We start from the raw sequence: 24,205 nt of genomic DNA, 5'->3' as shown, positions 1-24,205 counted from the left end.
ACTTCGTGTTGATTCACGCGCTCTTACGCGTACGCCTTTGACAGCGTGACAATGCCGATGGCTGCGCTATACTTGCGGCGATGAAAATCCTGCGGACACTTCTCGTCTTGCTGCTGTGTGTGATGCTGCCCCTCAGTGGGCTGGCAGCAAGCGGCACGACTGGAGCGTGTCCAATGGAATCCGCCATGACCGGCGACACCGCCGCCATGTCGGCTGATATGCCCGGCTGCGATTCGGCAAGCCCCATGTCCGGTGAACACGCCAAGTCGAAGGTATCGCTGTGCAAGGTGAGCGCCCAGTGTCAGATGGGCAGCCTCTATCACCCCGTTTCTTCTCCCACCGTGACTCGACCCGCCGGGTCGTTTGTTCCCGTCAGCTTCCACTACGCACAGTCGCTCTCCATCCGCGAGCCGGATGGCCTCTGGCGTCCACCGCAGTACCTCTAACTCCATCGTTCTGGTTCGCCGCTTTTACGCGGTGATGTCGTCCCGTTTCGGGATGTGAGTTCGTGTGTCCGCTCGCGCGGCTACACACGGCTCGACCATTCGAGGTTAGACCATGCTTTCCATCATCGGCACGCCGGCATCCCGGCGCGCCTGGGCTAGCTCGTGCGCCGTCTTCCTTGCGTTCGGCCTGCTGGCTGGCCGCGCGGCGCATGCCCAAGACGCGGGCTTGACGCTCGACGAGGCACTTCAAATAGCCACTAGTCGCTCGTCCTCGATCCAGGCTGCGCAAGCCTCGGTTCGGGGAAGTTCGGACGTGGTTGTCAAAGCCGGGCAATTGCCCAATCCCACGTTGAATCTGAGTGTCCAGGACCTGCCTGTCAATGGACCCAATGCCTTCACGATCGGCCAGGACAATTTCACGATGCGTGGCATCGGCATCCAGCAGGAGTGGGTTTCTCCTGCAAAGCGCCGGCTGCAAACAACGCTGGCCGATCGTGCCGTGGAGCGCGACAAATCGACGTACCTCGAAAAGGTGGCGGAGGTTCGTCAGCAAGTGGCGATGGCCTGGCTCAACGCCATGTACGCAAAGAAAGCCGTCGCGCTGAGTCAGGCGCTGGTCGACCATCTGAGCCAGGAGCTCGCCGCAAAACAGGTGTCGTACCGTGGCGCAAAAGGGGCGGCGATCGATGTCGCCCAGGCGAGCCTGACGCTTGGCAATGCGCGTGATGAACTGATCAGCGCCCAGCAGGACGAGAAGACCGCGTTGATCACGCTGTCGCGCTGGACGGGCGCGGGCAATGTGATCGAAGTGGGCGGCACGCCGCCGGCACTCCAGTCACACGTATCGGGTTTAAGCGTCGAACAGCTTGTTCAGGTTCAGCCTTCGTTGATCGCGGCCCGTGCAGCCATTTCGCTGGCCGATGCCGACACGGACGTTACCCGAAGCAACCGAAGCCCGAACTGGACCTGGGGGCTGACCTACTTCAAGAGCGGTGGCAAGTTCCCGGACTACGTGTCGGTCGGTGTTTCCATCCCTTTGCCGATCCATCGCGGGAACGTCGAAGACCGCGACGTCGAGCAAAAGTCCGAAATGGGTACGCAGGCGCGGCTCGTTTATGAAGACACCGAGCGGCAGGTGGTCGCGGATATCCAGAGTCTGACGGCAAAGCTCGCCAGCGGGCGGGGGCGTCTAGCCAACGCCAGACAAACCGTTCTTCCCGCGGCCGAACAAAAAGTGCAACTGGCCAATGCCGCTTACCGGTCGGGTACCGGCACGCTCTCCGATGCGTTGGACGCGAGACACACACAGCTCGAAGCGGACCTTCAGGTGTTGAACCTTGAACGGGACGTTTCCCTCGTCTGGGCGCAGCTCGAATACCAGGTTTTGCCGCCCGACCTGACCTCCGCCCAGTAAAGAGAAAAAACATGAACCAGAAACTGATCGTACGCGCCGTGGCGGCAGTGTTCACTGCAGCCGCGCTTATAGGCGCCGGCTATGTGGCCGGCAGCCATCGTGCCGCAACAGGTACACCCATGGCGTCAGCCACAGCCGCGACTGCATCCGCAGCCGGAGTCAAGATCGACCCGAAAACTGGCCGCAACGTGCTCTATTGGCACGATCCGATGGTGCCGAACCAGCACTTCGACAAGCCCGGCAAATCACCCTTCATGAACATGGAGCTTCAGCCCGTCTTCGCGGACGAAGGGAGTTCCAGCGGTATGAAGGTCGACTCGACGCTGCAACAGAATCTCGGCATCCGATACGCGACGGTGGTCCGGCAGGACGCCTCTGAAAGTTTCGACGCGATCGGAACCACCCAGTTCGATGAGTCGATGGCCGATGTCGTCCAGTCGCGGGTGACGGGTTATATCTATCACCTATACGCGAGCGCGCCAATGCAACGTGTCGTGAAGGGCGCGCCGATTGCATCGCTCTTCGTGCCCGACTGGTTGGCGCCTCAGGAAGAGTATCTGGCGCTCAAACGCGGGGGCATGGATGCCGGCCTGCTTGCCGCCGCACGTGCACGCATGCGGGCGCTGTCGATTCCGGTCGGGCTGATTGCCAGCCTCGACCGAACCGGAAAAGCGCAGACCCATGTCACGCTATTCGCCCAGCAAGCCGGCGTGCTGACGGAACTCAATGTTCGCGATGGTGCGATGGTGTCGCCTGGACAAACGCTCGCCAAGATCGCGGGTCTGTCGAAGCTGTGGCTGATCGTTGAGATACCCGAGTCGCTCGCATTGCAGGTGCGGCCCGGCATGATGGTCGACGCGACGTTCGCCGGCGACGCTTCGCACCACTTTAGCGGCCACATCCGTGAAATCCTGCCGGGCATCAGTCCGGACAGCCGGACGCTGCAGGCGCGCCTCGAAATCGACAACGCAGGACTGAAGCTGACCCCCGGGATGCTGATGCGCGCACGGGTCAGTGGAGCGAAACCGGTCTCGCGGCTGCTTGTGCCGTCCGAAGCGGTCATCACGACCGGCAAGCGCTCGATCGTCATTGTCAGGAATAGCGACGGCCGGTTGCAGCCTGTCCAGGTTGCGATCGGCCACGATAGCGGCGACGGCACCGAGGTCACGAGCGGGTTGACTGAAGGCCAGCAGGTCGTCGCATCGGGCCAGTTCCTGATCGACTCGGAAGCAAGCCTGAGGTCCGTGCTGCCGAAACTCGAAGGAAGCGCGGCACCGGCTGCGTCGGCCTCGACTTCCGGTCCTGCTCCTGCCTCCGCGCCCGCTGCCGCGCAAACCTACGAAACGACCGGCAAGGTCGAAAAAGTCACCAGCAGCGACATCACGTTCTCACATCAACCCGTGCCGGCGCTAGGCTGGGGTGCGATGACCATGACCTTCGGCAAGCCGTCTCCGACGGCCTTTCCGGACGTCAAGGTCGGCGAGTCCGTGCATTTCGTTTTCAAGCCGTCCGACGACGGCTACCAGTTGACGCAGGTCCAACCGGCCGGAGGCGCGAAATGATTGCACGCGTCATTCGCTGGTCGATTTACAACCGGTTCCTCGTGCTGCTCGCGACAGTGCTCGTCACCGCATGGGGCGTTTATTCGCTGACTCAAACGCCGGTCGACGCATTGCCGGATCTGTCCGACACGCAGGTCATCATCAAGGCATCGTATCCCGGCAAGGCACCGCAAGTCGTCGAAGACCAGGTGACGTATCCGCTCACGACGACCCTGCTGGGGGTGCCGGGCGCCACCACCATCCGCGCCTATTCGTCGTTCGGGGACGCGTTCGTCTACGTGCTATTCGATGACAGGACGGACCCGTATTGGGCCCGCTCGCGCGTGCTCGAATATCTCAACCAGGTGCAGAGCCGTTTGCCGCAGGGCGCGACTGTCTCACTCGGGCCCGATGCCACGGGCGTTGGCTGGGTCTACGAATACGCACTGGTCGACCGCACCGGCAAACACGACCTTGGCCAGCTTCGCGCCTTGAACGACTGGTTTCTGAAGTTCGAGTTGAAATCGGTACCGGACGTTTCGGAGGTCGCCAGCATCGGCGGCATGGTGCGGCAATACCAGGTCGTTCTGGATCCGGACAAGCTGCGCGCCTACGGCATCACACAGGCCAGCGTCGCGGATGCCATCGGCAAGGCGAACCAGGAATCCGGTGGTTCCGTGGTCGAACTGGCCGAGTCCGAGTACATGGTCAGATCGTCGGGATATCTGCGCTCGCTCGACGATTTCCGCCACATCGTGCTGCGCACGAACGGCACTGGAACCCCCGTCTTGCTTGGCGACGTCGCACGCATTCAGATCGGACCTGAAATGCGCCGCGGCATTGCCGAACTGAACGGTGAAGGCGAAGTGGCCGGCGGTGTGATCGTGATGCGCTCAGGCAAGAATGCGCTGACGACCATCGACGCGGTCAAGGCCAGGCTCGCCGGCCTGAAGCAGTCCCTGCCGCCGGGCGTCCAGATCGTGACGACCTATGACCGCTCGCAGCTCATCGAGCGCGCAGTCGACAACCTCAGGGACAAGCTCATCGAGGAGTTCATCATCGTCGGCCTGGTCTGCGCGGTGTTCCTGTTCCACTTGCGTAGCGCGTTCGTTGCGATCCTGTCGCTGCCGCTCGGCGTGTTGACCGCATTTATCGTGATGCGCTACCAGGGCGTCAACGCGAACCTGATGTCATTGGGCGGCATTGCGATCGCGATTGGCGCGATGATCGATGCAGCGATCGTGATGATCGAGAACGCCCACAAACATCTGGAGGCGTACGACCACACGCACCCCGATACGCCGATCACGACTGCCCGGCGGTGGGAGTTGATCGCACAGTCGGCCGCCGAAGTCGGCCCGGCGCTGTTCTTTTCGCTGCTGATCATCACGCTGTCGTTCATTCCGGTGTTTTCGCTCGAAGGCCAGGAAGGGAAGCTGTTTGCGCCATTGGCGTTCACGAAGACCTACACCATTGCCGCTGCCGCCGGCTTGTCCGTCACGCTCGTGCCCGTGCTGATGGGCTATCTGATCCGTGGCCGGATTCCGCATGAGAACGCCAATCCGATCAACCGTGTGTTGATCCGGCTTTATCGTCCTGTGCTCGAAGCGACGTTGCGCCGGCCGTGGATCGCAATCGGGCTGGCAGTGCTGGCGCTTGCCATCACGTTGATTCCCGTGTCGCGGCTCGGCGGCGAATTCATGCCGCCGCTCGACGAAGGGGATCTGCTTTACATGCCGACCGCGTTGCCCGGCATCTCCGCGGACAAAGCCGCCGAGCTTCTCCAGCAGACGGATCGCCTCATCAAGACGGTTCCGGAAGTGAAAAGCGTATTCGGCAAATCGGGACGCGCCGACACGGCGACCGATCCTGCGCCGTTCGAGATGTTCGAGACCACCATCCAGTTCAAGCCGCGCAGCGAATGGCGGGCTGGGATGACACCCGAGAAGCTGGTGGATGAACTCGACGCGCGGGTGAAGATTCCGGGGCTGTCGAATGTTTGGGTGCCGCCGATTCGCAATCGCCTGGACATGCTGTCGACCGGGATCAAGACGCCCGTCGGAGTGAAAATCTCCGGCGCGGACCTGGGGCAGATCGACAAGATCGCCACGCAGGTCGAGTCCGTCCTGAAGAACGTGCCAGGCGTCACGTCGGCGTTGGCCGAACGCCTGAACGGCGGTCATTACATCGACGTCGATATCGACCGGCTCGCGGCCGCCCGCTATGGACTGTCCGTGACGGACATCCAGTCCATCGTGTCGACTGCCGTGGGCGGCGATAACGTCGGCGAGGTGATCGCGGGCCGTGAACGCTTTCCGATCAACATCCGCTATCCGCGGGAGATCAGGGACTCCGTCGACAACCTGCGCCAGTTGCCGGTCGTCACGGATCGCGGCGCGCAGATCACGCTGGGCGATGTGGCGACGATCAGGATCTCGGATGGACCGCCAATGATCCGTAGCGAGAACGCCCGGCTATCAGGCTACGTCTACGTCGACATTCGCGATACGGATTTGCAATCGGCGGTGAAAGCGATGCAGGTCGCGGTTGCGCGGCATGTTGTCCTGCCGCCCGGCTATTCGATCGCCTGGTCGGGTCAGTTCGAGTATCTGGAGCGGGCGGCCGCGAAGTTGCGAACGGTGATTCCGGTAACGCTCGCGGTCATTTTTGTGCTGCTGTTCCTGACGTTCAACTCGGCGGCCGATGCCTTATTGCTGATGTCGACGGTGCCGTTTGCGCTGGTCGGCGGGTTCTGGTTGATCTGGCTTCTCGGGCACGCGGTCTCCGTTGCGACGGCGGTGGGATTCATCGCGTTGTCGGGCGTGGCGGCCGAATTCGGTGTCGTGATGCTGCTTTACCTGAAGGGCGCGCTTAACCACCGCCTCGACGCGGGCGAGCCCTTTACCGAGGCGACCCTGGTCGACGCCATCCGCGAAGGCGCGGTCTTGCGTGTGCGGCCCAAGGCGATGACGGTCGCGGTTGTCCTGGCGGGCCTCATTCCGATCATGCTGGGCCACGGCTCCGGCTCCGAAGTCATGCAGCGCATCGCCGCGCCGATGGTTGGCGGCATGGTGACCGCGCCGCTCCTGTCCATGCTCATCATTCCCGCCGCCTGGCTGTTGCTGCAACGCCGCCGCGTTGCGCGCATGAAAGCCACCACGCAAGAAGCGCTGCAATCCCACGTAGCACCCACTGGCACGCTTGTTCCGCAAACTCACTCTGGAGAAAACCAATGAAGAAGTTGATCACTTTGACGGCTGCGTTCTGCACCGGTCTTACGCTCGCCGGCGCGGCGATAGCGGCGGACGACATGGCCGGCATGAAAATGGGCAATGGCGCGATGGATGCCGGGACACCGAACAACGCAGCGCTCACCGATGCGGTCATCAAAAAGGTGGATCCGTCCACCGGCATGGTGACGCTTCAGCACGGCGAGCTGAAGAACATCGGCATGTCGGCGATGACCATGGCTTACAAGGCCAAGGATGCGGCGATGGTCAAACAGGCCAAGGCGGGTGAGAAGGTCACGGTTCGCGTTGAAAACGTAGATGGCACGCTGACCATCGTGAAGCTTATGAAACAGTAACGGTTCGCGGTTGCGCAGCGATGCGTCGGCGCCTTGTCCTATCGCAAACGCATTGCTGTGTCAGTGCCGACGCCGGTCCGTTGGCTGATGGAGGCGGGCCATGAGGAAGTCATGGCTTGTCTCCAGGTTTGCCGCGCACGAGCGACTCCGGATGGCGCTCCAGATAGTCGGCCAACGCGTTCAGCGATTGCAGCGTGCGGGTCAATTCCTGCAGCGCCTGGTGCACGTCCGACTGCAACGGCGAATCCTGCTGCAAAGTCGCCTCGGCCGAGCCGAGGGTCTGCCGCGCGGCAGCGAGCGTATCGCGCGCCTGCGGCACGACTTCGTTGTTCAGCCGATTGAACAGCGCGTCGGCGTTTTTCAGCGACGTGTTCAGATTCGAGCCGATCTGATCGAACGGAATCCGGTCGAGCTTCTTCGCGATGTCGGCCACCTGGGTCTGCAGCGCGTCGAGCGTGTTCGGGATGGTCGGCAATTGGACCGGTTCGCTATTGGCGTCGAACTTGACGGGCGCGGCGTTCGGGAAGAAGTCGAGCGCAATGTACAACTGGCCCGTGAGCAGGTTGCCGGTGCGCAACTGGCCACGCAGGCCGCGCTTGACGAGACGCTCCAGCAGGTCGTGGCCGGCCGCCGTACCCGCCTCGGGCATCGCCGTGCCACGGGAACGCCGCCGCAGCCGGTCCGGGTACAGATCCAGCGTCACCGGCATGACGAAGCTGCGCGCGTCCGGATCGTATTCGACGCCGATGTCCGTCACCTGGCCAAGCACGATGCCGCGGAAGTCGACCAGCGCGCCCACCGACAGTCCACGCAGCGACTGGTTGAAGGTCATTACCGCGCGCACTGGTGCGCGGTCCGGCGCGCGCATGGCGTCCACCTCGTCGGCGGCGAGCCGGAATTCGGTTTTCTCCGCGGCCGGCGTGCCCATTTGCTGACCAGGCGGCGTCTGGAATGCGAGACCGCCGACCAGAATCGCCGCAAGCGACTGCGTGTTGACGACGAAGCCGGCCGAATCGAGCCGCACATTGACGCCGCTCGCATGCCACCAGCGCGAATTGGTGCCGACGTACTGGTCGTACGGCGCGGCGACGAACACCTGCATCGTCACGCCCGTGCCGTCCTTGTCGAGCGAAATGCCATACACCTGGCCCACCTGCACGCGCCGGTAGAAAATCGGCGAGCCGATGTCGATCGAGCCGAGCGAATCGCCATGCAGCGTGAAGCGATGGCCTTTCTGATCGGTGGTGATGGGCGGCGGCGTCTCCAGTCCGACGAACTCGGTTTGCGTTTCCCTGGAGCGGCCGACGTCCACGCCGATATACGCGCCCGAGAGCAGCGTGCCGATGCCCGACACGCCGGTGGCGCCCACGCGGGGGCGAACTACCCAGAAGCGTGTGTCCTTGACCGCGAAGCTCTCCGCCTGCTTTGTGAGTTGCACGGCGATCTGTACGTGCGTCCGATCCTTCGACAGCGTGATCGACTTCACTGAACCGATTTCGACGTCCTTGTACTTGACCTGGGTCTTGCCGGGTTCGAGGCCTTCGGCGTTGTCGAAGACGATCGTGATCGCCGGACCGCGCTCAGTGACCGACTTGATGACCAGCGCGATGCCGATCAACGCCGCGATCAGCGGAACGACCCAGACGAGCGAGGGCAGCCAGCTGCGGCGCGGCGCGATGTCGGGATTGGGCAGGTCGGGCGGCAGGGCGGGTCCTTGCGGGCTACTCATGGCGGGGCTCCGAGGCGTGGCTGGGCGCGGCCTCGCTGCGGTTCGCCGCGCGCGTACCGGATCGCGCCGCAGGCGGGCAAGACCTTCGAGATTGAGCCGCTGACCGTTACCGTGTACCCCGGCGGCATGACAGGACCGGCGCAGGTGACGACGCCCGCGTTGAAACTCGTCGCGACCTTGCCGCCAGGCGCTGAAGGCATGACCACCTTTTTCGCCGCGCCCAAACTCACCGTCGAACAGAAAATCGAACCGGCGCCGGGGCACCTCGCCGTCGGCGCGCCGCTCACGCGCACGATTACTCAGCGCGCCGCGGGCACCGAGTCGATGCTGATTCCGCCCGCGATACTCGCCGACGTGGCCGGCCTCAAGCGCTACGCGAAACCCGCGGCGACGCGCAACATCGTCGAGGACCGCGCCGGACTCGTCGCCGGCGAGCGAACCGACAGCGCGAGCTACGTCGCCGATCGCAAGGGCAACTACAATCTGCCGCCCGTGACGATCGAATGGTGGAACACGACGACGCGGCGCAAGGAAAAGATCGTCTTGCCGGCGGTGCGTTTCTCGGCCGCCGCGGTACGGGAAAAGCCGCTAGTCGAGCTACCCGTCGACGCTATGCGTGAAGGTATGCCGCATCAAATCGTCGTGATTCATGCGCGGCAGGTCATTGTCGGCTGTGCCGTCGTGCTGGGCATGATTCTGTTGATTGCCTTGCGTGCACGTGTCGGGTCTTTCGTGCGGCGTAGCGATCGTGTGGTGAGTCAAGCGCGAAAGCGCTGGCTGGCAAGCGACGCGCTTGCCTGGCGCAAGCTCGCGATGGCCGCGCGCAAGGGCGAGTGGCGGCGGACCATTCCGGCCTTGTATGCGTGGATGGATAGAGGAGGCGACTTCGGTCGTCCCGCGCGCTTCGAGAATATCGATGCGACCGGCGATCAGGATGCCGCGAGTTTGATCGCCGCGGTCGAATCGAACTATGCGGGCGACGATGCGCGGCATCGTCCTCGATGGAAAGAGATCGGCGCGGTTCTACGCCGGAGTGCAAATCGGGCGAGGACGAAGCGCAAGGACGAGACCTTGCCAGGACCGCTGAACCGTTATTAGGATTTGCCGAACGCGCACCCTCGACCCCGAACCGCCAGCGCCTATGGGTCACGACGCAGAAAGAAAGATGGCATCGACTGCCCGCGTCCTTTCCTCCGTCGCAGACCTGCTATATCAAATGGTTGCAGTGGCGGCGCGACGGCCTCATGTCGAGGATTGCCGAGGAACTGGGCTTGAAGGAAGTTTTACCGACGGACGAGGAAGCGGGCAGCGAGTCAGCCTCGTCCGGTTCGCGAAGCCGCGTGCGCGCTGAAAGCCTAACGTTTCTCCCGCACCACGTAGTTCGCCGCGCTCGACCCGTATTTGCGCTCGATATCCTCGGGTAGCAGAAATTCCGTTTCGAGTTTGTCGATCATCGGATAGCCCATCAGGTCGGTAATATCGTCGATGCCCACCAGCAGATCGGGCCGGTCGTGCACCGTGCCGTTCTGCGCACCGTCGCGAAACAGTTCGAGCGCGCGCATCATGCCCATGATCGCGGCCGCCGGCAACATCCGCGCGACGGTGACGCGTTTTACGCCGAGCTCCTGCAAACGGCGCACGGGGATCAGCGGCGTGGTGGGCCGCGAGCGAATGCCGAAGCCCATGTTGATGCTGACGGGCGCGTTGACGCCGTCGACGAATTTTTTGATCTGCTCTTCCGATGCGATCGCGTCGGGATAGACCATGTCCGCGCCGGCGGCCACATACAGTTTCGCGCGTTCGATCGCGGCATCGATACCTTCGACAGCAATCGCATCCGTGCGCGCATTGATCACGAAGCCGGAATCGGATTTCGCCTTCACCGCCGCTTCGATCTTCTTGGCCATTTCCCGCGCGTCGATCACTTCCTTGCCGCGCATGTGGCCGCAACGCTTCGGGCTGACCTGATCCTCGATATTCACGCCGACCACGCCGGCTTCCTCGAACAACTGCACGGTGTGATACACCGACACTGGATTGCCATAACCGGTATCCGCATCGGCCATCAGCGGCAGCGAGACGGAACGCGCCAGCCAGTGGCATGCATCGACATTTTCCGTGAGCGTCATGATGCCGATGTCAGGCTGGCTCAGGCGCGAATTGGCCAGCCCCGCGCCGGTCGTCGAGGCCGCCTTGAAACCCATTTTCTCGATCACTCTCGCGCTGTAGCCGTCGTAGACGCCCGGTGAAATGATGATTTCGCCGGAATTCAGAAGCGCTCGCATCCGCTGGATTTTCGTGCTGCCCATATGCCACTCTCCACGTTTAGAAAACGCGCGGCTATACGGCTATTCGAAGCCGTATAGCCGTGCGGGATTGATGCCGAGAATCATGTCGCGGGTGCCGCCGTCGGGCGCCCACTCGCCGACGAGGCCAAGCAGCACGCCCATGTTGGGCATCACGCCGTGATAGGACGAGTGCGGCCAGTCGCTGCCCCAGACCAGCCGGTCAGGCCGCGCTGCCACGAGTGCTTTGGCGAACGGCAGCACGGCGGCATAGGGGGAAATGTCGTCGCCGAGGCGAAACGGCGCGGATAGTTTGACCCAGCACTGGCCGCTTTCCAGCAGCGTCAGCAGCGCTTTGAAACCCGGCTGATCGAGGCCGTCCTGAACGACGATGCGCGCGAAATGATCGAGCACGACAGGCACCGGCAAACGCGCGAGGCGAGGGCCGATCTCCGGCAGGTCACGCGCATCGAGATGCAATTGCACGTGCCAGCCGAGCGGCGCCACGCGCCTTGCCATTGCGTCCAGATCGTCGAGACCCGAGCGCGTATGCAGACGCACGCCGCGGAATCCGGCAGCGTCGAGACGCCGCAACTCCGCGTCGCTCACGTCCGGTTTCAATTGCGCAATGCCGCGCCATGCGCCGGACGATGTGTTGAGCACGTCGAGTGTGATCCGATTGTCGTCATAGACGGTCGGCTGGACGATCACCGCGCGCGTGACGCCGAGCTTCGCGAGCAGTGCGCGATATTCGTCGAGGCCGACCGGTGCGGGCGTATAGCGCCGCTTATCGCGGTACGGATACCGTTCAGGCGGCCCGTAGATGTGCGCATGACAATCGCATGCGCCCGGCGGCAAGACGAACGGTAGCGCAACCGGCGAGGCATCCGGCGATTGGCAGACCGGCGGTTCATCCGTTGATGCGTGGTGGCGATCTTTGGGCAAATCGGTCATGTCAAGCTCCGCGCCAGGGTTGGCAGTCACGGCCGTTTTTCGTACGCGACATGCTCGTATTTCTGCTGATATTGTTCCGGTGTCAGATAGCGCTGTTCGATGCGTTCAAGCTCCGCGATCCCGACCAGATCGTTGAGTTCCTCGAACGACACGACGAGGTCGGGGCGCTCGATCACATCACCGCTCGCTACCGACTCCTTCAGCGTTGCAATCGCGTTCTTCATGCCCTGAATGGCCGCCGCCGTCAGCAAGCGCGGATAGACCACCACGGCCACGCCCAACTCCTGCAATCGCCGCGCGGAAATCAACGGCGTGGTGGAGCGCTGGCGAATGCCGAATCCCATGTTGACGCAAACCGGCTTGGAGACATTCTTGACGACCGTCGTAATATGATCCGTGGCCAGCAGCGCGTCGGCGAACAGCAGGTCCGCGCCGGCTTCGGCGTACATATTCAACCGCTTGATGACTTCGTCGATGCCATGCGTGGCGAGCGAGTCGGTCCGCGACATGATGAGGAGCTCCGGATCCAGCCGCGCTTCCGCTGCGGCGCGGATTTTTTCCGCGCCTTCCTCGGCGGAGATCACCTGTTTGCCTTTCATATGGCCGCAGCGTTTCGGCCAGACCTGATCTTCGATCATCACGCCAGCGAGGCCCGCGCCGTCGAACGCGCGAACCGTGAAATGCACGTTGACCGCGTTGCCGTAGCCGGTGTCGGCGTCGGCAATCAGCGGCTGCTCGCAACAGGAGGCGAGCGCGCGCGTGACGCGCAGGTTTTCCTCGAGTCCCATGATGCCCTGATCGGCCCAGCCGAGACTGGCTTCACTCACGCCGGCGCCGGTCACAAAGCCCGCGGCGAATCCGGATGCGCCGAGCAGTCTCGTGCTGTAACCATCGAACACGCCCGGCATCACCAGGATTTCAGGGGCGGCAATCAATTCACGCAGCTTGCTTCTCTTGCTCATCGTTTCCTCCAGGCAATACGAACCGGCAATGGCTGCTCAGCTGCGCGTCACTTCGTAATGAAAAGCTCTTTGCGCCAGCGGTCCTTGTGAATGCCGATCACGTCTATCTGATCGACGTAGTACAGAATCTTGCCTTCGAGCGTGGCGGGGAATTTCGGCGCCTGAGGCGAATGCGTCAGCAGCACGTGCACGATTTCATCGGGAATGCCGTTGCGCAAGGCCAGATGCGCGGCCCAGAAGGCGTGCGGATACTGTTTGCCGATATCGGTCGCGACGACCTTGCCTTCCGCGTCCGGTGCGAACTCGACCACTTTGCTCGCGTCCTGCAACACGGCCGCCGCGATCAGATAATCGCGATTCACCTTGATGCCGTGGTGGCGTTCGAACAGATCGGCGACCGACATCGCCATCTCCAGCACGCACTGGTTATGGGGCAGAGTCGGATAAGGAATTTCAGTCGATGTCGGAACCTCCGCGATCCGCTTCCAGGGGCTCATCTCCCACAGCGTCTCCCATGTGGCAATGACGGCCTTGCGCAGCGTCGCGTCGCTAATGTCAGCGACCTGGGGAAACATCGCCACGACATCGATCGGTTCTTTCGATTGACTCATTGTGTGCTCCATAGCGTCCTCTTCTGTTTGACACATATCTGCCCTACGATACGGCGCCTCGGCTTGCTCGAGCAGGAACCGTGCTATCGGAATTGCCTCGCGCTGCGCAGCAGCATGCGTGACCGATGCACTGGGTGAACGCGAGGTCGGTCGCGGCATGATTGACCGGGCGTTGCGAGAGACGCTGCAGTTCTTGCCGGCGCGATGAAGTGACTGTCACGCAATGCCGATGTAAGGCTGTGGCGCGCGTGACGTGCGAGGGGGTCTCCGTTTAGTGGTTCGCCGTCTTGCGTCTGAGGCGGCTGCGTTGTGTTGCAACCAATATAGAGCAAGCGCCCGCAACGCGGAAATACCAAAACGATGACACGGACATAGCCCAATCCTATGGTTCGCTCACGCTACTGCGGCAGCGAGAGACCATATTGATCGTGCTGCTCGATAAGCCTTGTAAACAGTGCTTTGATCGCCAGTTCCACAATGCGGATGCCGTGTGTGACCGGACGGTGAACCGCGGTCGCGAGCACGAGCCGCGTGTGCAATTGCGGCCTCGCGAGCGCCCGCGCGTGCAGCGTAGCCGCAGCCAGTTCGCTGAGCACGGCGGGTTTCGCGAGTACCGTGCAGGCGAGGCCGGCGACCACCATTTCCTTGAGCAGTTCAAGCGTGTCGACTTCGTACTGCACGTCGAGCGTCACGCCTTCCTTGCCGGCCGCGTATTCGAGCGTGCGGCGCAGGCCGTGGTTGCGCGTCGGCAAAACCAGCGGTATTTGCGCAACGCCCGCGAGCGTCGTCTCGTCAGGTATCGCGAAGTTCGTGGCGGCGGCCGGCGTGACGAGGAACAACTCCGCGGCCGCCAAAGGATCGACCGCGACGGTGGACGAACGGCGGGCGTCGTGCAGAATCGCCATGTCGAGGCGGCCGTCGATCAGCCACTCGTGCACATAGCCGCTATAGCCCGATACCACGTTCACCTGCAGATTGGGATGCGTTTTGCGTAAACCGGCGATCAAGCGCATGCCGATCAGATTGCACACGGTCGGCGTCAAGCCGACGGTAACGAGTCCATGCGGCGAGTCGCGTTCCGACTGGAGATCCGCTGGAATCGCAGCCAACTGGCGCACGAGCGGACTCGCGCGTTCGATCAGTGCGAGGCCTTCCGGCGTCAGCGAAATGCCGCGGCCGTGGCGGTAGAGTAGACGCAGTCCGCATTCCTCTTCGAGCTTCTGGATCTGCCGGCCCAACGCAGGTTGCGCGATGCCCAGCACAGTGGCGGCTTTCGAAAAACTGCCGAATGCGGACACCTGCATCAGCAATTCGAGTCGTCTCAGATCCATTCTGACGCTCCTGCTTTTTTGCGGCATAGCTGCTATGCCCGATAAACCGATTGTGAGGCGCGCACAAAGTTTTGATAATAGTGCTCTACCCGGGCATCCGGCGGCATTGCTCGCGAGCATGTCGCCGTGTATTGCCGTTGTATTGCCGTGTCTGGAACACACAGAAGGAGTTGCACGATGAGTTCAAGCAAATCATCCCCCATTCCCGCGACATTGATACCGGGCGACGGCATCGGCCCGGAAATCACCGCTGCCACAGTCAAGGTACTCGACGCATTAGGCGCGCCCTTTGCGTGGGACATTCAGCACGCGGGCATGGCCGGAATCGAACGCGGCGGCGAACCGTTGCCGGAGACGACGCTCGACAGCATTCGCCGCACGAGGCTCGCGTTGAAAGGGCCGTTGACCACACCCGTAGGCGGCGGATTCCGCTCCGTCAATGTGCGGCTGCGCGAGGCGTTTTCGCTTTACGCCAATCTCCGGCCGGTGCGCACCATCGTGCCGGGGCGCTATGACGATATCGATATCGTGCTGGTGCGCGAGAACATCGGGGGGCTTTATGTGGCGCACGAACATTACATTCCGATAGGTGACGATCCGCATGGCGTCGCCGTTCTGACGGGAATGAACACGCGCGAAGGTTGCCGGCGCATCGCGCAATACGCGTTCGATTACGCGGTCAAGCATGGACGCAAAAAAATCACCGTGGTTCACAAGGCGAATGTGCTGAAGGCGTTGACCGGTCTTTTCCTCGAGACGGCGCGAGAGGTTGCGAGCGATTACGAGGGCAGGGTGGCCGTCGACGATCGCATCGTCGACGCCTGTGCGATGCAGCTCGTGTTGAATCCGTGGCAGTTCGACATGCTGCTGTGCACGAATCTGTTCGGCGATATTCTCTCGGACGAACTCGCGGGACTGGTCGGCGGACTCGGCCTCGCGCCCGGCGCGAATATCGGCGCCGACGCCGCCATTTTCGAAGCCGTGCACGGCTCGGCGCCGGATATCGCCGGGCGCGGCATTGCCAATCCTGTCTCGCAGATGCTGGCCGCGGGCCTGATGCTCGAACACGTCGGCGCGGGCGATCTCGCGCAGCGCCTCAATCAGGCGATCAGACAGACGCTCAACGACGACAACGTGCGCACGCCAGATCTGGGCGGGCATGCATCGACGGCGGTATTCACGGACGCACTGATCGCACGGCTCGGCTGAGTGGGCCGCGAGGATATCGCTGCCGCTTCCATTGCGTCGGGCGTTGCCGCCCGACGCGAGAACCGGCAGCGATCGGCGCGTCAATGCTTCACTTCGAGATCTTCCAGACTGATGTTGGTCGTATCCACGGCGACGATCGCGGCAACGAGCGCACAGGCAAACCACGCCGCGGCGCCGATGCCGATCAACCAGCTATGCCCCGCACCGATCCCCAGCAGGAACGACGCGACGAGCGGCGCGAAAAAACCGCCCAACCGGCTGAGCGCGAAGCTGATGCCGGCGCCGCGCGCCCGGATGCCCGTCGGATAGATTTCAGCCTCATACGTATGCAGCAACGGGCCGTTGATGAAGATCATGGCCTCGGTGAGAAAGCCGAACAGCACGATCATGTAGGTCGAGTCGGCCAGCAGAAAACACAGGCCGAAGATCATATTCAGCACATACGCGAACGCCATGCCCCATTTGCGCTGGATCTTGTCCGTAATGTAGACGGAGACCAGACAGCCAACCGGGTAGGCGATCTGGATGACGGCGGTGTAGGTCAGCGCGTGCACGATCGAATAGCCGCGCGAGTAAAGGAAGAACGGCACGAACGTGGCAAAGCCGTATGCACCGAATCCCTGCAGCAGTTCGATTCCCCACGCACTCATGGTTCTGCGGAGATAGGCGCGCGACAGCAGCAGGCTGATCGGCGATACGCCGCTCTCGATTTCGTATTCCGTTTTCGGCGGGGGCGGCAGCATCACGAGGTTCTTTTCGCGCATGACGTGGCGCTCGATTTTATCCATCACGTCGTCGGCTTCGTCGCGCCGGCCCATGCGTTCCAGCCAGCGCGGCGACTCGGGCAAGCCCATCCGCAGCAGAAGCGATGAAAAGCCGCCGAGCGCCGCGAGCAGCAATGCGATGCGAAATCCTGGTAGCGGCAAGTCATTCAGCGGCACGAGCAGCATCGAGGCGAAACCGCCCACCGTGCCGCCGAGAAAGCCGATCGTCAGCGCGAAGCTCGACATTTTGCCGCGCGCTCGCGCGGGCGACAGTTCCTGCACGTACGTCGTCGACAACGGCAATTCCGCGCCGGTGCCGATGCCCGCAATAAACAGCGCGATCAGCAATACCGTGGCATTCGGTGAGAACGCGGCGAGCAGCGCGCCGGTCGCGAGAATGCACAGGTCGAGCGTGAAGGCGCCGCGCCGGCCGATCTTGTCGGCCACCGTGCTCAAGCCGACCGCACCCACGAACGTGCCGAAAAAAAGCGCCAGCGGCAATTCCGTAGCGAGATGCGGTTGCCCGAGGTAAGCGAAGAAATGCGCGGAAATGGGTCCAACTGAAAATAGCATGTACGAATCCCAGAACGTGCCAAGCGAAATCAACAGAATCGATAAGCGCAGGTAGTTCGATTCGGGAAGGCGCTCGATTCGCGCGGCGATGGGAATGCGCAGGTTGGTTGTCATGGTGCATCCTTGTGTCCGTTGGGACTGCGCACGTTCATTGCGCGCGGGCGTCACGCGCAAACGTGGGAGAAAGCGGCTGGGGTCGGCGGCTCGGACCGCGTGCGGAGTGAGTTTCATCAGAACTTGTGGCGAAAGCCGAGCGACACGACGGTCTGACTATTGCTGTTCGACGCGGTGACCTGATTGATCGCCGCGACTGCCGGCTTGCCGGTCGAGTCTACCCCTGAGGCGTGTTGATAAACGCCCACCAGATACACATCGGTTCGCTTCGAAAGAAAGTAGTCCACCCCGAGCGTGCCCTGGTGGTACTGGGCCGCATCTGCACCGTTCACCGAACTACCGCGCGTGTAGTCGTATTCGAGCCCGACCAGCAGACTGGCCAGCACCTGGTACTTGAAACTGAGTTCGACGTTATTGAGTGTCACTTCGCCGCCGAGGTGGCGTGGATTCGGGCCGCTTTGCGCGGTATTGCCGAGGCCCATGAATTTGGTGTTCGAATAGGTCGCGCCGAGTGTGGCGGCGCCGATCGTGTAATTGCCGCCGGCGCCGATCACCTGATAGGTGTTCGCCGACGCGTAACCGCTGTACACAGGGCTCGTGATCGAATTGGCCGCTGGCGTGGCCGTGCCCGTCGTGCTATTGCCGAAGAAACTGACGTTCGGATTTCGCACGTTGAGATACGCGGCGCCGAGCGCGAGCGGTCCGTTCGTATAGCCGGCGCCGAGCGACCACACCTGATTCTGCGTGACGTTGCCGGCCACGCCGCCTAGACTGTACAGACCGCCGAACGTGATGCCGTCGTAGTTCGCGCTCGCGTATTTGACCGAGTTGTTGGTGCGCTGGCTATTGTCGAAGTTATCGAGGTCGCCGGGGTGCGAACCGATCGTGCCGCCCCACTGGTCGCCCACCGTCAGCGGCCCAATATAGTCGACCACCGAATCATATTGACGTCCCAGCGTGACGGAGCCGAAGCGCGTGGACGTCAACCCGACGTAGGCCTGCCGGCCGAACATCAGGCCGCCCTGGCCCAGTTTGCCGGTGCCGAGATCGAAGCCGTTCTCCAACCTGAAGATGGCGCTCAGGCCGCCGCCGAGATCTTCCGAGCCACGAAACCCCCAACGGCTGCCACCCTGCGCGGCCGTGGTCAGGTTGTACAGGTGCTTGCCTCCTGCGTTGCTGTTGTATTCGGGCCCTTCGTCGATCATTCCGTACAGCGTGAGGCTCGACTGGGCGAAAGCGGATGGCGCGGTTGCGGCAATGATTGCCAGCAGTCCCGCCGTGGACATCATCTTCATGTTGTCTCCTTGCGTCTCTGTAGTTGTAGGGTGATAACCGCAATCAGTGCTCCTGGTTGAGCGCCATCGACGGCACGCTCGAAAGTGGCTGAACGGATTCGATGCTCGACATGACTTCGATGAAATAGGGCCGCTGTGCCGCGAGACCACGTTTGACGGCTGCGTCGATTTCGTCTGAAGCCGTGACGCGCTCGGCGTCGATGCCGAACGCGCCGGCAATCAGGGTGAAATCCGGATTGGTCAGCGTGGTGCCGATATGCCGTCCCGGATAGGTGCGATCCTGGTGAACGCGGATCGATCCGTAGCAGTTGTTGTTGGAGAGAATGAAGAGGATCGGCAAGCGGCGCGCCACTGCGGCAATCATCTCGTTGCCGGTCATGGCAAAGCCGCCGTCGCCGACGAGGCAGATCGTTTTTTGCGCCGGCAAGCGGAGCTGCGTCGCAATGGCGGCCGGCGTGCCGTAACCCATTGCGCCGGACAGCGGTGACATCAGGCGTTGCGGATAGCGAAAAGGAAAATGGCGGTACACGGGCGCGGCGAACGTGCCGGCGTCGACGCAGATCACGGCATCCACGGGGGCATGCTCCGCCAGTGAGCGAACGACGTCGACGAATCGCACGCCAGCGCCAGTGTCGCCGTTGCTGTCGCCAGGTTCGACGGTGCGGTGCGGCCATTCGGCGATGTGCGTGGCGATGCCTCGCAAGCGCATAGACCATCGTTGCGAACGCGCTGGTGAACGATGCACACCAACGAGCGCATCGGCAAGCGCCACGGGATCGCACACGATACCGATATCCGGCGCCACATGCAGGCCGACGGGGTGGCCGTCCGCGTGGCAATGCACGAATGTCTGCGCCGCGCGCGGCGGCTTCGGGAAGCGATAACCCTGTGTCGTGATATCGCCGAGTCGCGTGCCGAGTGCGAGCACGAAGTCGCTCGACTCGAAGGCTTCGATTTGCTCCGCCGGATTGGCCAATCCCAGATCGCCCGCATACAGCGGATGCCGGTTGGGGAAAATGTCCTGGCGTCGAAACGACACCGCGACCGGAACGTCGTACGTTTGCGCGAACCTCAGCAGCGAGTCGCGCCCGCGCGGCGCTTCGAACGCGCCACCGGCGATGATGAGCGGCCGCTGCGCCTGTTCGAGCAGACGGGCGATACGTTCGAGCGTTGCGTCGGAGGGAATTGTCGCTACGGCAGGCGGCACCTGCCATGCATCCGACTCGACCTGCTGCTGTTGAATATCTTCGGGTACGACCAGCACGACCGCGCCGGGCGTGTCGGCCATTGCAATACGCAGCGCCTTGAACGCGGCGGTCGCCAACTGTTCCGGCTCCGTGACTTCCACGACCCATTTGGCGATCGACCCGTACATCCTTTGATAGTCGATCTCCTGAAATGCTTCCTTGCGCAAATCCGCTTTGGGGATCTGTCCGACGATCAACAGCAGAGGAATGCCGTCCTGTTGCGCGGTGTGCAACGCAATCGACGCGTTGCTCGCGCCGGGTCCACGGCTGACCATGACGACGCCGGGACGGCGCGTCAGGCGTCCGTCCGCGCATGCCATGAAACCGGCGCCCGCTTCGTGGCGGCATGTCACCACGTCGATCTGCGGAAAGTCCGCGAGCGCATCGAGAATCCCCAGATAACTTTCACCGGGCACGAGAAAAACGCGATCTATTCCGTTTGCGGCGAGCACGGAAAGCAGGGCGTGGGACGAAGTCGTTGCGGTTGCAGGATTCATGAGCCGTAAATAGAAGTGGGCGAAAGGGGAGTCGACGGGTCCATTGTTGTTTTGATCGCCGTGCAGCATCAATCGGATCGCCGGCATATCAGCTATGCCGCTATCGGTGCTTTCTCTCTCGCGAAGAACGGTCTGCATTTCCTGTCGGGCGCCAGCGTGTCGGCGCGCTTGTGTGATGCCAATTGAAAGACTGTAGAAGAAGTGCGGTTTGCGTGGAAATACCAATTGAATGAGTCCATCATAGGCATAACCTCTGACCGTTAAACTCAGGATCACGAATCATGGATACCCGTCAGCTTCGGTACTTCGTTGCGATCGTCGATTGCGGCAGCATGGGCAAGGCGGCCGAGAAGCTGTATGTCGCGCAGCCTTCGCTGAGCCAGCAGATGAGCCGCCTCGAGGAGGAACTCGAAACGAAGCTGTTGATCAGAAGCCGGCAAGGCGTGGCGCCGACCGCCGCGGGCCAGTCGCTCTATCGTCATAGCCGGCTGGTATTGCGGCAAATGGAGGAACTCAAGCAGGAAGTGCGGGAGGGTGGAAATGCCGAAAGCGGCACCGTCGCCGTGGGTTTTCCGACCACCATGGCGTCGATTCTCGCCATGCCGCTATTCGCGCGCATTCAGGAGCGCTTTCCTCGCATCCGTTTGCAGTTCTTTGAAAGCATGAGTGGCTTTATCAGCGAACTACTCGCGAACGAACGCATCGATCTGGCCATTCTGTTTCGCGATGCGGACACGCTGGGCGTGACCGCGCTGCCGGTTCTCGAAGAACAGCTGTACGTATTCGGCGAGCCGGGCGGAACAGTGGGTGCGCTTGCACAAACCTGCACCCTCGCGCAACTCAGCGGCGTGAAACTCGTCGCGCCCGGCATCTCGAACGGTTTGCGCCTGTTGCTCGAACGGGTGTTCGCGCGCGAGAACGTCGAGCTGAATATCGTCGCCGATATCGACTCGCTTCCCACGCTCATCTCCGTTGCGCAATCGGGCGCGGCGTGCACGATCCTGCCGGTGTCGGCATTGGCGCAACGCGATCCGGCAAGGCGCCCGCGCGTGCGCAGGATCGTCGACCCGGCGTTGAAGCGTCCGGCGAGCGTCTGCTGGTCCAGCGCGACGCCGATGAACTCCGCGACTTCCGTGGTGTGTCAGACCATCGTCGATCTGATTCACGAACTGTCCGCGCAGGGCGAGTGGTCCGGCATCACGCTGCTCGACCCCGCCATGAATCATGCACGCGTCACCTCGCATCGCAGCGAAGAGGCGAATGTGTTTCGCCGGTTCGCTCATATGCGGTGAGCGCCTCGCGCGACGGCCTTCCATGAAGCCGCGCGTGCAAACTCCTATCACTTACCTTCAGGACGCCGGCGACTTCGCGTGCTTATGATCCGCGCTCAAGTCCACGCCCGCGAGAATTTCCCGCTCGACATCTTCGAGCGTTTTGCGGCGCGTTTCCGGACCGACCGCGAGCACCAGCAGGCACAACAGCAGCAGCACGCTTGCCAGCATCACGAATACGGCGAACGAGCCAAAGCCATTCAGCACGAACAACACGAAATACGGCATGATCGCGGCCGACACTCGCCCAACTGCGGTGGACGCGCCAAAGCCCGTGCCACGGATATCGGTCGGAAAGAGTTCGGGCAGGTAGACGGCGAGCACCGTATTCGCGGTGATCTGCACGAATAGCACTTCGAGAAAGCCGGTGGTGACGAGCAGCCAGGCCGGCGCATCGAGTGCGAATGCATAGCCGATGCCGACCGCGGCCGCCAGAAACGACGCCGTCGCCACCACGGTCCGGCGCCCCAGCCGGTCGACGAGAAAAATCGGAATCAGCATGCCGATCGGCGCGCCCATTGCCATCACCGCGGAGTAGGTGAGCGAGTGCACGATCGACTGGCCACGATGCAGCAGCAGCGTCGGCACCCAGCCGATAAAACCGTACTGGCTCGCGAGGATCAGCGACACGATCGCAAAGCAGAACAGCGTGCGTCCGAGCCGATGGCGGCCGAACAGCGCGGTCCACGGCAACTCATTGCGCTCCGGCAGGAAGCTCGCCGGCGCGACGCGCGGCGCGTGCGCGTCGCCGGTATTTTCGAGCCACAGGGCGTCGAGCACCTCATGCATTTCCGCGGTGCGGCCCTGACGTTCGAGCCAGCGCGGTGATTCCGGCAGCGCCCGGCGCAGATACCAGACGATCAGTGCCGGCACCGCGCCGACCACGAACATCGCGCGCCAGCCGACAGCCGGCAGAAACCATGCGCCGACAAATGCGGACAGCGGCTGCGCGCAATTCACCAGCAGCCCGAGCGTCACGCCCCAGCGTCCGCGGCAATGCGCGGGCGTCATCTCGGCCATGATCGCGTAGCCCACCACCAGCTCGCCGCCCAGTCCGATCCCTGCGATGAAGCGCAAGATCACGACCAGCGTGAACGAGGGCGCCGCCGCGGTCGCGAGCGTCGCGAGGCTGAACAGCAGCAGATTGAACTGGTAGAGCGATTTGCGTCCGAAGCGATCGGCGAGCGTGCCGCTCATGACCGACCCGATCGCAAGCCCAAAGAAGGTGGCGAAGATGAATTGCGCAACGCCGCCGGTGCCGGTGAAGTTCGTGTGCACCATCGAAGCCACCACGCCCGATTGCATGAACAACTCGAACGCATCGATCAGCATGCCCGCGCCGAGCAGCCAGAACATCCGGCGGTGCGCCGCGCCGACAGGCATCCGTTCGATAGTTGCCTCTGCGATCGACATGGTGTCTTCCTCCAGAATTACGCGTCTCGTTCCCGAGTGTTTGAGGCTCCTAGCGGATCTACACCGGCCGTGTGCCGCGCAACTGGACGCGATGCATCAGGCGCCGCTGGCCGGGATAATCGTCGAGCGCGAGATGCTGGCAACAGCGGTTGTCCCAGAACGCAATCGAACCGGGAGCCCAGCGGAAGCGGCAGGTGAATTCGGGTCGCGTCGAGTGTTCGAACAGGAAGCGCAGCAACGGTGCGCTTTCGGCCACCGTCATATCCTCAAAACGTTCCGTATGCAGCGAATTGACAAACAGCGCTTTCTTGCCGGTCTCTGGGTGCGTCCTGATGACCGGATGCACCGCGGACAGCGTCGTATGGCTGCCGTAACCCTGGCCCTGCGCGAGTACGTCTTCGGCTTCGAGCGACGCGAGAATGTGGCCGTTCGCATGCACGGCGCGCAGACCGGCCAGCATAGTCTTCATGCCGTCGGAGAGGGTGTCGTACGCCATGTACTGATTCGCGAACAACGTGTCGCCGCCAACTGGCGGCAGGATCCGCGCGGCAAGCACCGAACCGAGCGGCGGAATCTCCAGGTGCGTGGTGTCGGAATGCCATTCCCAGCCGAACACGAGCGCGTCTTCCGGCTTCTTGTCGATGATCAGCAGTTCCGGCAGCGAGCCCGGATGCTGCCGGTGTGGCGGCAACACCGCAAGCTCACCGAAATAGCGGGCAAAGTGAGCAAGATCGTTATCCGATGCATCTTGCTCGCGGAAAAAGATCACGAGGTACTCATGAAACGCGCGCCGGATCTGTGCGACCGTTGAAGGATCCAGTTCGCCGGACAGATTGACGCCGAACACTTCGGCGCCCAGAGAACCGGCCAGCGGTCTGACGATGATGCTCGATGCCATGCGAG

At 62.6% G+C, this 24,205-nt stretch carries 19 protein-coding genes; 8 read left to right on the top strand and 11 right to left on the bottom strand.

Annotation, left to right across the window (positions count from 1 at the left end; genetic code table 11):
* Positions 1-80 precede the first annotated feature (80 nt).
* From P0D73_RS06300 to P0D73_RS06280, 5 genes are all read left to right on the top strand, one after another.
* Positions 81-446, top strand: a complete 366-nt coding sequence (locus tag P0D73_RS06300) for a hypothetical protein (RefSeq protein ID WP_408282189.1) — start codon at positions 81-83, stop codon at positions 444-446.
* 112 nt (positions 447-558) lie between these two features.
* Positions 559-1,860, top strand: a complete 1,302-nt coding sequence (locus tag P0D73_RS06295; RefSeq protein ID WP_408282191.1) for a TolC family protein — start codon at positions 559-561, stop codon at positions 1,858-1,860.
* Positions 1,861-1,871: 11 nt separating this feature from the next.
* Positions 1,872-3,422 (top strand): efflux RND transporter periplasmic adaptor subunit, encoded by a 1,551-nt coding sequence (locus P0D73_RS06290; RefSeq protein WP_408282193.1) that lies wholly within the window; start codon positions 1,872-1,874, stop codon positions 3,420-3,422.
* A complete protein-coding gene (locus tag P0D73_RS06285; RefSeq protein WP_408282195.1) occupies positions 3,419-6,637 on the top strand; it encodes an efflux RND transporter permease subunit in 3,219 nt (1,072 codons plus the stop codon). Before P0D73_RS06290 ends, P0D73_RS06285 begins: the two co-directional genes overlap by 4 nt.
* Positions 6,634-6,987 carry a copper-binding protein gene (locus P0D73_RS06280; protein ID WP_408282198.1) on the top strand — a complete coding sequence of 118 codons (354 nt, stop codon included), beginning with the start codon at positions 6,634-6,636 and terminating at the stop codon, positions 6,985-6,987. The genes P0D73_RS06285 and P0D73_RS06280 overlap by 4 nt, the downstream gene beginning before the upstream one ends.
* Before the next feature lie 109 nt (positions 6,988-7,096).
* On the opposite strand, the gene P0D73_RS06275 is transcribed toward P0D73_RS06280, so the two are convergent.
* Positions 7,097-8,716 (bottom strand): PqiB family protein, encoded by a 1,620-nt coding sequence (locus P0D73_RS06275; protein ID WP_408430385.1) that lies wholly within the window; start codon positions 8,714-8,716, stop codon positions 7,097-7,099.
* Between P0D73_RS06275 and P0D73_RS06270 the strand changes: the two genes are divergently transcribed.
* Positions 8,702-9,814, top strand: coding sequence for a hypothetical protein (locus tag P0D73_RS06270; protein WP_408430382.1), 1,113 nt, complete (start codon positions 8,702-8,704; stop codon positions 9,812-9,814). The genes P0D73_RS06275 and P0D73_RS06270 overlap by 15 nt on opposite strands.
* 257 nt (positions 9,815-10,071) lie before the next feature.
* Here P0D73_RS06270 and P0D73_RS06265 read toward each other — a convergent pair whose 3' ends face one another.
* The 5 genes from P0D73_RS06265 to P0D73_RS06245 all read right to left on the bottom strand — a co-directional run bounded on the left by P0D73_RS06265 (position 10,072) and on the right by P0D73_RS06245 (position 14,859).
* Positions 10,072-11,025, bottom strand: coding sequence for an isocitrate lyase/PEP mutase family protein (locus P0D73_RS06265; protein WP_408430380.1), 954 nt, complete (start codon positions 11,023-11,025; stop codon positions 10,072-10,074).
* A gap of 39 nt (positions 11,026-11,064) precedes the next feature.
* Entirely contained in the window at positions 11,065-11,955 is an 891-nt protein-coding gene (locus P0D73_RS06260) for an amidohydrolase family protein (protein WP_408430377.1), read from the bottom strand.
* A 26-nt stretch (positions 11,956-11,981) separates the two neighbouring features.
* Positions 11,982-12,917 carry an isocitrate lyase/PEP mutase family protein gene (locus P0D73_RS06255; RefSeq protein ID WP_408430375.1) on the bottom strand — a complete coding sequence of 312 codons (936 nt, stop codon included), beginning with the start codon at positions 12,915-12,917 and terminating at the stop codon, positions 11,982-11,984.
* 47 nt (positions 12,918-12,964) lie between these two features.
* Positions 12,965-13,528 (bottom strand): hypothetical protein, encoded by a 564-nt coding sequence (locus P0D73_RS06250; protein WP_132374412.1) that lies wholly within the window; start codon positions 13,526-13,528, stop codon positions 12,965-12,967.
* Between the two features lie 398 nt (positions 13,529-13,926).
* Positions 13,927-14,859, bottom strand: coding sequence for a LysR family transcriptional regulator (locus tag P0D73_RS06245; protein ID WP_408430372.1), 933 nt, complete (start codon positions 14,857-14,859; stop codon positions 13,927-13,929).
* A gap of 177 nt (positions 14,860-15,036) precedes the next feature.
* Between P0D73_RS06245 and P0D73_RS06240 the strand changes: the two genes are divergently transcribed.
* On the top strand, positions 15,037-16,068 hold the full coding sequence (locus P0D73_RS06240; protein ID WP_408282212.1) for an isocitrate/isopropylmalate dehydrogenase family protein: 1,032 nt from the start codon (positions 15,037-15,039) through the stop codon (positions 16,066-16,068).
* 80 nt (positions 16,069-16,148) lie between these two features.
* Here the strand turns inward: P0D73_RS06240 and P0D73_RS06235 are convergent, their stop codons facing one another.
* From P0D73_RS06235 to P0D73_RS06225, 3 genes are all read right to left on the bottom strand, one after another.
* Entirely contained in the window at positions 16,149-17,519 is a 1,371-nt protein-coding gene (locus P0D73_RS06235; protein ID WP_408430370.1) for an MFS transporter, read from the bottom strand.
* Positions 17,520-17,635: 116 nt separating this feature from the next.
* Positions 17,636-18,808, bottom strand: a complete 1,173-nt coding sequence (locus P0D73_RS06230; protein WP_408430822.1) for a porin — start codon at positions 18,806-18,808, stop codon at positions 17,636-17,638.
* Between the two features lie 49 nt (positions 18,809-18,857).
* The gene (locus tag P0D73_RS06225; protein WP_408430368.1) at positions 18,858-20,558 is read right to left on the bottom strand and encodes a thiamine pyrophosphate-dependent enzyme; all 1,701 of its coding nucleotides are present in this window, start codon (positions 20,556-20,558) and stop codon (positions 18,858-18,860) included.
* 281 nt (positions 20,559-20,839) lie between these two features.
* Here P0D73_RS06225 and P0D73_RS06220 point away from each other — a divergent pair, with 281 nt between their 5' ends.
* Positions 20,840-21,850, top strand: a complete 1,011-nt coding sequence (locus tag P0D73_RS06220; protein ID WP_132374417.1) for a LysR substrate-binding domain-containing protein — start codon at positions 20,840-20,842, stop codon at positions 21,848-21,850.
* A gap of 57 nt (positions 21,851-21,907) precedes the next feature.
* Here the strand turns inward: P0D73_RS06220 and P0D73_RS06215 are convergent, their stop codons facing one another.
* Both P0D73_RS06215 and P0D73_RS06210 read right to left on the bottom strand, forming a co-directional pair.
* Positions 21,908-23,302, bottom strand: coding sequence for an MFS transporter (locus P0D73_RS06215; protein ID WP_132374418.1), 1,395 nt, complete (start codon positions 23,300-23,302; stop codon positions 21,908-21,910).
* 58 nt (positions 23,303-23,360) lie between these two features.
* The gene (locus P0D73_RS06210; protein WP_132374419.1) at positions 23,361-24,200 is read right to left on the bottom strand and encodes a TauD/TfdA dioxygenase family protein; all 840 of its coding nucleotides are present in this window, start codon (positions 24,198-24,200) and stop codon (positions 23,361-23,363) included.
* Positions 24,201-24,205 lie beyond the last annotated feature (5 nt).

The sequence above is a fragment of the Paraburkholderia sp. RL18-101-BIB-B genome, assembly GCF_046026985.1.
Lineage (GTDB): Bacteria > Pseudomonadota > Gammaproteobacteria > Burkholderiales > Burkholderiaceae > Paraburkholderia.
This window is presented reverse-complemented; position numbering and strand designations above follow the sequence as displayed.

Coding starts and splice junctions, on each gene's coding strand:
- P0D73_RS06300 (WP_408282189.1), top strand. CDS start 81: ATGAAAATCCTGCGGACACTTCTCGTCTTGCTGCTGTGTGTGATGCTG.
- P0D73_RS06295 (WP_408282191.1), top strand. CDS start 559: ATGCTTTCCATCATCGGCACGCCGGCATCCCGGCGCGCCTGGGCTAGC.
- P0D73_RS06290 (WP_408282193.1), top strand. CDS start 1,872: ATGAACCAGAAACTGATCGTACGCGCCGTGGCGGCAGTGTTCACTGCA.
- P0D73_RS06285 (WP_408282195.1), top strand. CDS start 3,419: ATGATTGCACGCGTCATTCGCTGGTCGATTTACAACCGGTTCCTCGTG.
- P0D73_RS06280 (WP_408282198.1), top strand. CDS start 6,634: ATGAAGAAGTTGATCACTTTGACGGCTGCGTTCTGCACCGGTCTTACG.
- P0D73_RS06275 (WP_408430385.1), bottom strand. CDS start 8,716: ATGAGTAGCCCGCAAGGACCCGCCCTGCCGCCCGACCTGCCCAATCCC.
- P0D73_RS06265 (WP_408430380.1), bottom strand. CDS start 11,025: ATGGGCAGCACGAAAATCCAGCGGATGCGAGCGCTTCTGAATTCCGGC.
- P0D73_RS06260 (WP_408430377.1), bottom strand. CDS start 11,955: ATGACCGATTTGCCCAAAGATCGCCACCACGCATCAACGGATGAACCG.
- P0D73_RS06255 (WP_408430375.1), bottom strand. CDS start 12,917: ATGAGCAAGAGAAGCAAGCTGCGTGAATTGATTGCCGCCCCTGAAATC.
- P0D73_RS06250 (WP_132374412.1), bottom strand. CDS start 13,528: ATGAGTCAATCGAAAGAACCGATCGATGTCGTGGCGATGTTTCCCCAG.
- P0D73_RS06245 (WP_408430372.1), bottom strand. CDS start 14,859: ATGGATCTGAGACGACTCGAATTGCTGATGCAGGTGTCCGCATTCGGC.
- P0D73_RS06240 (WP_408282212.1), top strand. CDS start 15,037: ATGAGTTCAAGCAAATCATCCCCCATTCCCGCGACATTGATACCGGGC.
- P0D73_RS06235 (WP_408430370.1), bottom strand. CDS start 17,519: ATGACAACCAACCTGCGCATTCCCATCGCCGCGCGAATCGAGCGCCTT.
- P0D73_RS06230 (WP_408430822.1), bottom strand. CDS start 18,808: ATGATGTCCACGGCGGGACTGCTGGCAATCATTGCCGCAACCGCGCCA.
- P0D73_RS06225 (WP_408430368.1), bottom strand. CDS start 20,558: ATGAATCCTGCAACCGCAACGACTTCGTCCCACGCCCTGCTTTCCGTG.
- P0D73_RS06220 (WP_132374417.1), top strand. CDS start 20,840: ATGGATACCCGTCAGCTTCGGTACTTCGTTGCGATCGTCGATTGCGGC.
- P0D73_RS06215 (WP_132374418.1), bottom strand. CDS start 23,302: ATGTCGATCGCAGAGGCAACTATCGAACGGATGCCTGTCGGCGCGGCG.
- P0D73_RS06210 (WP_132374419.1), bottom strand. CDS start 24,200: ATGGCATCGAGCATCATCGTCAGACCGCTGGCCGGTTCTCTGGGCGCC.